The organism is Limnohabitans sp., from assembly GCF_031539175.1.
GTDB lineage: Bacteria > Pseudomonadota > Gammaproteobacteria > Burkholderiales > Burkholderiaceae_C > Limnohabitans.
Window position 1 is genome coordinate 19,630 of the sequence record NZ_JAVKLQ010000022.1, and the last position, 8,752, is coordinate 28,381.

Annotated in this window: 11 protein-coding genes; 10 read left to right on the forward strand and 1 reads right to left on the reverse strand. The window is 58.8% G+C overall.

What is annotated here, in order from left to right:
- Positions 1 to 14: 14 nt before the first annotated feature.
- The 10 genes from RMS95_RS04425 to RMS95_RS04470 are packed head-to-tail and all read left to right on the forward strand — an operon-like array spanning position 15 to position 7,655.
- Entirely contained in the window at positions 15 to 704 is a 690-nt protein-coding gene (locus tag RMS95_RS04425; RefSeq protein ID WP_310643938.1) for a riboflavin synthase, read from the forward strand.
- Positions 701 to 1,837: a bifunctional 3,4-dihydroxy-2-butanone-4-phosphate synthase/GTP cyclohydrolase II gene (gene ribBA / locus RMS95_RS04430; RefSeq protein WP_310643940.1), complete on the forward strand. Its 1,137-nt coding sequence runs from the start codon at positions 701 to 703 to the stop codon at positions 1,835 to 1,837. The genes RMS95_RS04425 and ribBA overlap by 4 nt, the downstream gene beginning before the upstream one ends.
- Before the next feature lie 36 nt (positions 1,838 to 1,873).
- Positions 1,874 to 2,347 (forward strand): 6,7-dimethyl-8-ribityllumazine synthase, encoded by a 474-nt coding sequence (gene ribH / locus RMS95_RS04435; protein WP_310643942.1) that lies wholly within the window; start codon positions 1,874 to 1,876, stop codon positions 2,345 to 2,347.
- Entirely contained in the window at positions 2,344 to 2,856 is a 513-nt protein-coding gene (nusB, locus tag RMS95_RS04440; RefSeq protein WP_310643944.1) for a transcription antitermination factor NusB, read from the forward strand. The genes ribH and nusB overlap by 4 nt, the downstream gene beginning before the upstream one ends.
- Positions 2,857 to 2,858: 2 nt before the next feature.
- The gene (locus tag RMS95_RS04445) at positions 2,859 to 4,046 is read left to right on the forward strand and encodes a pyridoxal phosphate-dependent aminotransferase (protein ID WP_310643946.1); all 1,188 of its coding nucleotides are present in this window, start codon (positions 2,859 to 2,861) and stop codon (positions 4,044 to 4,046) included.
- Between the two features lie 5 nt (positions 4,047 to 4,051).
- On the forward strand, positions 4,052 to 4,456 hold the full coding sequence (ybgC, locus tag RMS95_RS04450) for a tol-pal system-associated acyl-CoA thioesterase (protein WP_310643948.1): 405 nt from the start codon (positions 4,052 to 4,054) through the stop codon (positions 4,454 to 4,456).
- Complete coding sequence (gene tolQ / locus RMS95_RS04455) at positions 4,453 to 5,142, forward strand: protein TolQ (RefSeq protein WP_310643950.1); 690 nt, start codon at positions 4,453 to 4,455, stop codon at positions 5,140 to 5,142. The genes ybgC and tolQ overlap by 4 nt, the downstream gene beginning before the upstream one ends.
- Positions 5,143 to 5,156: 14 nt before the next feature.
- Positions 5,157 to 5,588: a biopolymer transporter ExbD gene (locus RMS95_RS04460; RefSeq protein ID WP_310643952.1), complete on the forward strand. Its 432-nt coding sequence runs from the start codon at positions 5,157 to 5,159 to the stop codon at positions 5,586 to 5,588.
- A gap of 25 nt (positions 5,589 to 5,613) precedes the next feature.
- Positions 5,614 to 6,579, forward strand: a complete 966-nt coding sequence (gene tolA / locus RMS95_RS04465) for a cell envelope integrity protein TolA (protein ID WP_310643954.1) — start codon at positions 5,614 to 5,616, stop codon at positions 6,577 to 6,579.
- Between the two features lie 32 nt (positions 6,580 to 6,611).
- Entirely contained in the window at positions 6,612 to 7,655 is a 1,044-nt protein-coding gene (locus RMS95_RS04470; protein ID WP_310643955.1) for an acyltransferase family protein, read from the forward strand.
- Here RMS95_RS04470 and RMS95_RS04475 read toward each other — a convergent pair.
- Positions 7,619 to 8,608 carry a Bug family tripartite tricarboxylate transporter substrate binding protein gene (locus RMS95_RS04475; protein WP_405023359.1) on the reverse strand — a complete coding sequence of 330 codons (990 nt, stop codon included), beginning with the start codon at positions 8,606 to 8,608 and terminating at the stop codon, positions 7,619 to 7,621. The two genes, RMS95_RS04470 and RMS95_RS04475, sit on opposite strands and share 37 nt — an antisense overlap.
- Positions 8,609 to 8,752 lie beyond the last annotated feature (144 nt).

Below are 8,752 nucleotides of genomic sequence, written 5' to 3' on the forward strand. Positions count from 1 at the left end.
CGAAAATATAGACTATGTTCACCGGAATCATCACCGGCGTGGGGCGCATCACCGCTGTCCACGACCTGGGAAGCTCTTTACACCACGGCAAGCGCCTCACCCTGCAGGCGCCCGCTGGTTATCTCGACGACGTCGGTTTGGGGGACAGCATCGCTTTGAACGGCGCTTGCATGACCGTCACCAGCTTTGACCTCGACACCGATCAATTCACCATCGACATCTCCGCCGAATCGCTGGCCCGTACCAGTGGCTTGGCCGAATTGGGTCGCGTCAACCTTGAAAAAGCCTTGCGCGCCCACGATCGCTTGGGCGGGCACATCGTGTCAGGCCATGTCGATGGCATCGGCACCGTCACCTATTTCGCACAGATCGGCGAAAGCTGGGAATTGCGCGTGATGGCCCCCCCTGACTTGGCCAAGTACTTGGCCTACAAAGGCTCGATCACCATCAACGGCGTCAGCTTGACCGTCAACCGCGTCGATGACTTCTTGGGCGACCACGGTCCGCAAGGGCACGACGCCCTGCGCGGCTCGGAAGTCAGCATCAACCTCATTCCCCACACGGTGGACAACACCGCACTCGGCGCGCTGCAAGCAGGCAGCACCGTGAACCTCGAAATTGACACCGTGGCACGGTACGTCGAACGCATGTTGCGCGTCGACGCCTCGTTGGCCGCCCCCACCTCTTTGAAAGCTCACCCATGAGTGCACCCCAAACAGCAACGTACAAGGCGCCCGTCGGCATTTCTCCCGTGGAAGACATCGTCGCCGAGATGAAGGCCGGCCGCATCGTGATCTTGGTCGATGAAGAAGACCGCGAAAACGAAGGCGATTTGGTGTTGGCCTCGGACCACGTGACACCCGAAGCCATCAACTTCATGGCCCGCTTTGGCCGTGGGCTGATTTGCCTCACGCTCACCCGCGAACGCTGCAATTACTTGAAATTGCCCCCCATGGCCGCGCGCAACGGCACGGTCTACAGCACGGCGTTCACCGTCTCGATCGAGGCGGCGGAAGGCGTGACCACCGGCATTTCGGCGGCCGACCGCGCACGCACCATTCAAGTGGCCGTGGCCAAAGCCACCCAGCCCACCGACTTGGTGCAACCCGGCCATGTGTTCCCGCTGCAAGCGGTGGATGGCGGCGTGCTGATGCGCGCGGGCCACACCGAGGCCGGTTGCGACTTGGCCGCCATGGCCGGTTGCTCGCCCTCTTCCGTGATTTGCGAAATCATGAAAGACGATGGCACCATGGCCCGTTTGCCTGATTTGCAAATCTTCGCGGCCGAACACGGCCTAAAGATCGGCACCATCGCCGATTTGATCGAGTACCGCAGCCGCAACGAATCTCTGGTTCACAAAGTGGGCTCGCGCCCTATGGCCACCGCACACGGTGAGTTCACGGCGAACGCCTACAAAGACATGACGAGTGGCGCCGTGCATTTGGCACTCGTCAAAGGCACATGGCAGCCTGACGCCGAAGTGTTGGCGCGGGTGCACGAACCGCTGTCTGTCTTCGATGCCTTAGAGCCCAACCGCATCATGCACTCGTGGGGCTTGGATGCCACCATGCAGCGCATTGCCAAAGAAGGCCACGGCGTGGTCGTGTTGCTGAACTGTGGCGAAAGCGGCGAGCAGCTGCTGGCGCAGTTTGAAGGCACGGCACGTTCAGCCCATGCCCCAGAGCGTGGCCGCATGGACTTGCGCACTTATGGCGTGGGCGCGCAAATTCTGCGCGACTGCGGCGTGCACAAAATGCGCCTCATGGGCAACCCACGCCGCATGCCCAGCATGACCGGCTACGGACTTGAAATCACGGGCTACCTCTCCAAAGAGTAAAACCTTCACAGAATAAAACTCGCAAAGAATAAAAATATGTTTGTCTCTAACCTCGCCTCCACCACCACGCTCGACGGCAGCGCTTTGAAAATTGGCATTGTCCAAGCGCGTTTCAACGACGACATCACCAACGCACTCGCCGCTGCGTGCATCGCCGAGCTCAAAGCCATGGGCGTGGCCGACGACCGCATCACCCATGTGCATGTGCCAGGCGCGCTTGAAGTGCCCTTGGCCTTGGCTGCACTCGCGCAAATTGAAGACCCCGAACCGTTCAGCGCCCTCATCGCGCTGGGCTGCATCATCCGCGGCGAGACCTACCACTTTGAGTTGGTGGCCAACGAGTCGGGCGCAGGCGTGACGCGCGTGGGCATGGACTATCACATCCCGATTGCCAACGCCATCCTCACCACCGAAGACATGCCCCAAGCGGTGGCACGTCAAACCGACAAAGGCCGCGATGCGGCACGCGTGGCGGTCGAAATGGCGTTGTTGTTGGAGCAATTGGCATGAGCGACCACACCCCTTCCAGCGCCGACAAAGCACCACGTAAAACCGAGACTAAGAGCGCCGCAAAATCAGGCCGCAGCCGCTCGCGTGAATTTGCGTTGCAAGGCCTCTACCAATTTTTGGTGGGCAAAAACGAAGCCGCTGACATCGATGTGTTCACGCGCGACTTGAGCGGCTTCCACAAATCCGACTCGGTGCACTACGACGCACTGCTGTACGGTTGCGTGGAACAACGCGAGCTGCTCGACGCCTTGATCGTGCCCTTGCTGGACCGCAAGATCGAAGAAATCTCCCCCATCGAACACGCGGTGATGTGGATGGGCGCGTACGAGTTCAAGCATTGCATCGACGTGCCTTGGCGCGTGGTGCTGAACGAATACATTGAATTGGCCAAATCATTTGGCGGCACCGACGGCCACAAGTATGTGAATGCGGTATTGAACGGCTTGGCCCCGCAACTGCGTCCGCACGAAGTGCAAGCCGACCGCGCCAAAGGCATCGTGCGTTCTTGACCATGAAAATTGCCCAGCGCGCGCAGCGCATTGAGCCGTTTTACGTGATGGAGGTGGCCAAAGCCGCCGCCGAACGCGCAGCCAAAGTGGCGCACACCGAGGCGCCCATGATCTTTTTGAACATTGGCGAACCCGACTTCACCGCCCCACCGTTGGTGCAAGAAGCCGCTGCCCGCGCCGTCCACGATGGCCTCACCCAATACACCCCCGCGCTGGGCTTGAGCGCCTTGCGCGAACGCATCAGCGCTTGGTACGCCACACGATTTGGCGTGAACGTGCCGGCACGACGCATTGTGGTGACGGCGGGTGCCTCTGCCGCTTTACAGCTGGCTTGTCTGGCCTTGGTCGAAGCGGGTGATGAGGTGCTCATGCCCGACCCCAGCTACCCCTGCAACCGCCACTTTGTGAGCGCCGCAGAAGGCCGTGCCGTGTTGGTCCCCACCACAGCAGCAGAGCGCTTTCAGCTCAGTGCCGCGCAAGTGCGTGAGCACTGGGTGAATAACCAAACACAAGGGGTGTTGTTGGCCTCGCCGTCCAACCCCACGGGCACCTCGATTCACCCCGATGCATTGCGCGCCATTCACAACGAGGTGTCGCAACGGGGTGGCTTCACCTTGATCGACGAGATTTATTTGGGTCTGAGCTACGACGCGCAGTTTGGCCAGTCCGCGCTTGGGCTGGACGACCAAGTCATCAGCATCAACAGCTTCTCCAAATACTTCAACATGACCGGTTGGCGCTTGGGCTGGTTGGTGGTGCCCGATGCGCTGCTGCCCGTGGTGGAGCGCTTGGCACAAAACCTGTTCATCTGCGCCAGCACGGTGGCTCAGCATGCGGCATTGGCCTGCTTTGAGGCAGACAGCATTGCCGAATACGAGCGCCGTCGTGCCGAATTCAAAGCACGCCGCGATTTCTTTGTGCCCGCCTTGAACGCACTGGGCCTGAACGTGCCGGTCATGCCTGACGGGGCGTTTTACGCCTGGGCCGACTGCACCGCAGCCTGTGACAAACTGGGCATTCAAGGCAGCTGGGACTTCGCTTTTGAGGTCATGAAACAAGCCAACATTGCCATTGCCCCCGGTCGTGATTTTGGCCATGCCGACACCGCGCAGTTTGTGCGCTTCTCCACAGCGCGTTCCTTGCCCGAATTGCAAGCGGCTGTGACGCGTTTGCAAACCCTTTTAGGTTGAACCGCATGACCCACCCCGCCCCGTTTGAACACGCTGTGCGCATTTATTGGGAAGACACCGATGCCGGTGGCATCGTCTTCTACGCCAATTACCTGAAGTTTTTTGAGCGCGCGCGCACCGAGTGGTTGCGTGCCTTAGGCATTGGCCAACACGCCCTGCGCGAAGAAACAGGTGGCATGTTTGTGGTGAGCGAAACCACCGTCAAATACCACCGCCCCGCCCAACTCGACGACCTGCTGCGCGTCACGGCGCGTCTGAGTGAAGGTGGGCGCGCCAGCTTGGTCATTGCCCAACAGGCGTGGCGCGGCGATACCCTGCTGTGCGAAGGCACCATTCGCATCGGCTGGGTGGACGAAAGCACACTAAAGCCTGCGAGAATCCCCCCCTCTGTATTGGAACGTTTGACATGACACAAGACTTTTCCATCATCCATTTGTTGCTCAACGCCAGTTGGGTCGTGCAAGTGGTGGTGCTGATGCTGATGGGCGTATCCATCGCCAGTTGGACCGCGATCTTCCGCAAAATCATTTCGATCAAACACGTCAAAGCGTTGAACGATGAGTTCGAGCGCGAGTTCTGGTCTGGCACCAGTTTGAACGAGCTGTTTGCCTCGGCCGCGCAAAACGCGAAGCACTCTGGCCCGATGGAACGCATCTTCGCCAGCGGCATGCGCGAGTACCAAAAACTGCGTGAACGTCGCATCAACGACAGCAGCGCGTTGATGGACGGCGCACGTCGCGCCATGCGTGCCAGCTACCAACGCGAAATGGACGCCATTGAGTCCAACCTGTCGTTGCTGGCATCGGTCGGTTCGGTGTCACCTTACGTCGGGTTGTTCGGCACCGTCTGGGGCATCATGCATGCCTTCACAGGCTTGGCTGGCATGCAACAAGTGACCTTGGCCAAAGTGGCGCCCGGCATTGCCGAAGCCTTGGTGGCTACCGCCATTGGTTTGTTTGCCGCCATTCCAGCAGTGCTGGCCTACAACCGCTTCTCGCGTGACATTGACCGCATCTCGATCAAGCTGGAAACCTTCATTGAAGAGTTCAGCAACATCTTGCAGCGCAACGTCAGCGCATCGCCTAACGCCAACTGAGCGACAGACCCAACATGGCTTCCATCGCTCCCCGCTCAGGCCGTGGCCGTCGCGCCATGAACGACATCAACATGGTGCCGTTCATCGACGTGATGCTGGTGTTGCTGATCATCTTCATGGTGACCGCGCCTTTGATTTCGCCCAGCGTGATTGACTTGCCCAGCGTGGGCAAAGCCTCGTCGGTGCCCGACCAAGTGATTCACGTCGAAATCAGCAAAGACGAAAAAATCACGCTCAAAAGCACAGGTACCGTGAGCAAAACCATGCCAAGCTCGCTGAGCACTTTGGCGCGTGATGTCAAAACCTTGCAAGGCGAAGTGGCACAAGGCCCCGTGGTGATCACGGCCGATCGCACCATCAAGTACGAAACCGTGGTGAAAGCCATGGACACGCTGCAACGCTCAGGCGTGCAGCGCGTGGGCTTGTCGGTCCAACTCGCTGAGTGACGCCCACACGCCCGTTGTCGCTGCCATGAGTGTCCAAGCCCAACATCTGGAATTTGCCCCGCCGCCCGCTGAAGGCACGGGTCGCTCGTTGGCGGCTGCCTTGTTTGTGCACGGCTTGTTGCTGGTGGCACTGACCGCGGGCATTCAATGGCAACAAGACGATAGCCTGTCGGTCGAAGCCGAGCTGTGGTCGGCTGTGCCGATGGCTGCCGCGCCCCCGTTGGCGGCTGTTGAACCACCGCCGCCCCCTCCGCCAGAGCCCAAGCCTCAGCCCAAACCTGAACCCATTCAGAAGCCTGTGGTGGTCAAACCGCCGCCGCCCGAGCCCAACCGCGAGGCTGAAATTGCGTTGGCCAAACGCCGCAAACAACTCGACGATGAAAAAAAGCTGCAAGAGGCCAAAGAAGCAGAGAAGCGCAAGCAACTCGAACATAAAAAAGAAGAAGACAAAAAAGCCGAGTTGAAAAAGGCCCAAGAGAAAAAAGACAAGCTCAAGGCCGAAGAAGAAAAGCGCAAGCTCGACGCCAAGCGTGACGACGAACGCAAAGAAAAAGAGCGCAAAGAAGCCAAGCAACTGCAAGCGCAAAAAGACGCCAAGCAAGCCGCTGAAGACGCTAAAAAGCTCGATGCCATTCGCTCCGAGAATATGCGTCGCATCGCGGGCATGGCTGGCGCGACAGGCAGCGAAAACGCCACTGGAACAGCGCTGCGCGCCTCCGGTCCGTCCGACAGTTACGGCGGTCGCATTCGTGCACGCATCAAGCCCAACATCACGTTCACCGAAGACATCGCCAGCAACACGCCTGCGGAGGTGGAAGTGCGCTGCGCGCCTGATGGAACCATCGTGGCCCGCAAGCTGGTCAAATCCAGCGGCAATACCGCATGGGACAACGCGGTGCTCAAAGCCATCGACAAAACCGAAGTGCTGCCACGCGACACCGATGGGCGCGTGCACTCGCCGCTGATCATCAGCTTCCGCCCCCGCGATTAACAGCCCGCCAACACGCGCGAGACAAGGTCGGTTTGTTACAACGTTCGTTCACGGTGGATGTGTTCAAAGTGGTGGCTGCACAGTTGATCGTGTGGCACCACTTCTCAGCCTACGGCCCCATGTCGGACACGATGAACCTGCAGTGGCCACAGTTGATCGACTGGCTGTACAACAACGCGCGGCTGGCCGTGCAGGTATTTTTGGTGGTGGGCGGCTTTTTGGCCGCGCAATCGGTGATGAACAAAACCGTGACCCACCCTGTCATCAGCATCGTCAAACGTTTCTTGCGTTTGGCGCCAATTTACATGTTGACGCTCAGCCTCATCACCTTGGCCGTTGCGCTGTCTCGCGCCAACATCAATGCCGATTGGTTGCCCAACGCTCCCACCTTTTCGCAATTTTTAGCCCACGCGTTCTTGGTCCACGACCTGCTCGGGGTGGAGGCCCTGTCCAGCGGCGTGTGGTACGTGGCCATCGACTTTCAGTTGTTCGTGGTTTTGGTGGTGCTGTGCAACAGGTTGCAGGGGTTGGGCACGCGCGCACTGTCACTCGGCGTGGCGTTGCTGTGCGTGGCGTCGATGGGGTGGTTCAACCGTGAGCGCGCGCTCGACATCTGGGCCATCTATTTCTTTGGCGCGTATGGCTTGGGTGTTTTGGCGGCGTGGGCCAAGCGCTCGGCCTTTGACGCTGGGGTGTTTTGGGTCACGGCATTGCTGGGCGTGGGGGCCTTGTGGGTGGAGTACCGCACGCGTTTGAATTTGGCGCTGGTCATCGCCATTTGGCTCACGATCAAGCCCAAGAGCATGGTCCATTGGACCCCCATGAAACGCGTGGTGCATCGCTTGGCCAACAGTGCCTATGTGCTGTTTCTGACGCACTTCGGCGTGATTGTGGTGTTCAGCGCGATGTGGAACACCAGCCATTTTTACAACCCTGTCACCGCTTTCGCACTGACAGGGTTTGCGTGGGGCTGCGCTGTTGGACTGGGGTTATTTCTGCATGAAAGAGTAGAAATCCCCGTCCACCACTGGATCTCGCATCAATCTAAGCTGATGTTTTTGCGCTTGACCAACTGATCGTAGATTTTGCTTTTCACGTCGGCATTCTTGCGAATATCGTCCGGTGACCACGTGATGGTCTCAAACGCAAAAGTGTTGAAGCGGGCTTTGACTTCAGGGTCGGCCAACACTTTGAGCACATCGGCGTTGATCTTGGCTTTCACATCGCTGGGTAAGCCTTTGGGCGACACGAGGACCACAAAAGAGTTGACATCGAAACCGGCAAAACCGGTGGCTTCGGTCACAGTGGGCACCTCAGGCATTTGAGGCAAACGCTTGGCTGCAGCCACAGCGAGGTAACGAATCTTGCCGGCTTTGAACACGCCTTGGCTCGATGGAATGCTGGCAAAGCTCCACTGAATATCGCCTGCGCCCACCGAGGTGAACAACTGCGACACCTCGCGGTACGCCACATGCGTCATCTCTGAACCTGTGAGCAACTCCAACTGCTCGCCACCCAAATGGCCTGGGCTACCGATGCCCCACGAACCGTAGCTCACTTTGTTGGGCTCGGACTTGGCAGCTGCAATCAAGTCCTTCATGTTTTGCCATTTCGAATCGGTGGCAACGGCCACCAAAAATGGGGTGCGAAACAGCGGGGCCACAGGGTCAAACGCATTCAGCGTGACAAAGTTTTTTGACTTATAGAGCAGCGGTAGCGCAGACAAATGTTCGCTGTCGAGTTGCAACAAGGTGTAGCCGTCGGCGGGCATGCGTTGGGTCGCGTCAATGGCGATGAAACCACCACCGCCGGGTTTGTTGGTGATGGTCACCGGTTGGTTCCACAACTTGGAAAGTTTTTCAGACACTTGACGCAGCACGGCATCGGGACCACTGCCCGCCGCAAAGGCGGTGACGATGTTGACCGGCTTGGTCGGGAAGCTCGCCGCTTGTTGTGCCCCAGCGGGCAGTGCCCAAGCCATGGCGCCGACCACGCAGGCGGCGGAGAAAGAAGTTTTCAAGAAGTTCATATGCTTTTTATTTGGCGGATTCAAGGACGAAGTGCAACACGCTTTAACGAGGCATGGAATACCTCGTGAGGTGTCTTGAATCCTAGTCGCTTTCTGGGGCGATGATTCAATCGGTTTTCAATCATAGTCAATTCCTCATCCGTC

Coding starts and splice junctions, on each gene's coding strand:
- RMS95_RS04425 (WP_310643938.1), top strand. CDS start 15: ATGTTCACCGGAATCATCACCGGCGTGGGGCGCATCACCGCTGTCCAC.
- ribBA (WP_310643940.1), top strand. CDS start 701: ATGAGTGCACCCCAAACAGCAACGTACAAGGCGCCCGTCGGCATTTCT.
- ribH (WP_310643942.1), top strand. CDS start 1,874: ATGTTTGTCTCTAACCTCGCCTCCACCACCACGCTCGACGGCAGCGCT.
- nusB (WP_310643944.1), top strand. CDS start 2,344: ATGAGCGACCACACCCCTTCCAGCGCCGACAAAGCACCACGTAAAACC.
- RMS95_RS04445 (WP_310643946.1), top strand. CDS start 2,859: ATGAAAATTGCCCAGCGCGCGCAGCGCATTGAGCCGTTTTACGTGATG.
- ybgC (WP_310643948.1), top strand. CDS start 4,052: ATGACCCACCCCGCCCCGTTTGAACACGCTGTGCGCATTTATTGGGAA.
- tolQ (WP_310643950.1), top strand. CDS start 4,453: ATGACACAAGACTTTTCCATCATCCATTTGTTGCTCAACGCCAGTTGG.
- RMS95_RS04460 (WP_310643952.1), top strand. CDS start 5,157: ATGGCTTCCATCGCTCCCCGCTCAGGCCGTGGCCGTCGCGCCATGAAC.
- tolA (WP_310643954.1), top strand. CDS start 5,614: ATGAGTGTCCAAGCCCAACATCTGGAATTTGCCCCGCCGCCCGCTGAA.
- RMS95_RS04475 (WP_405023359.1), bottom strand. CDS start 8,608: ATGAACTTCTTGAAAACTTCTTTCTCCGCCGCCTGCGTGGTCGGCGCC.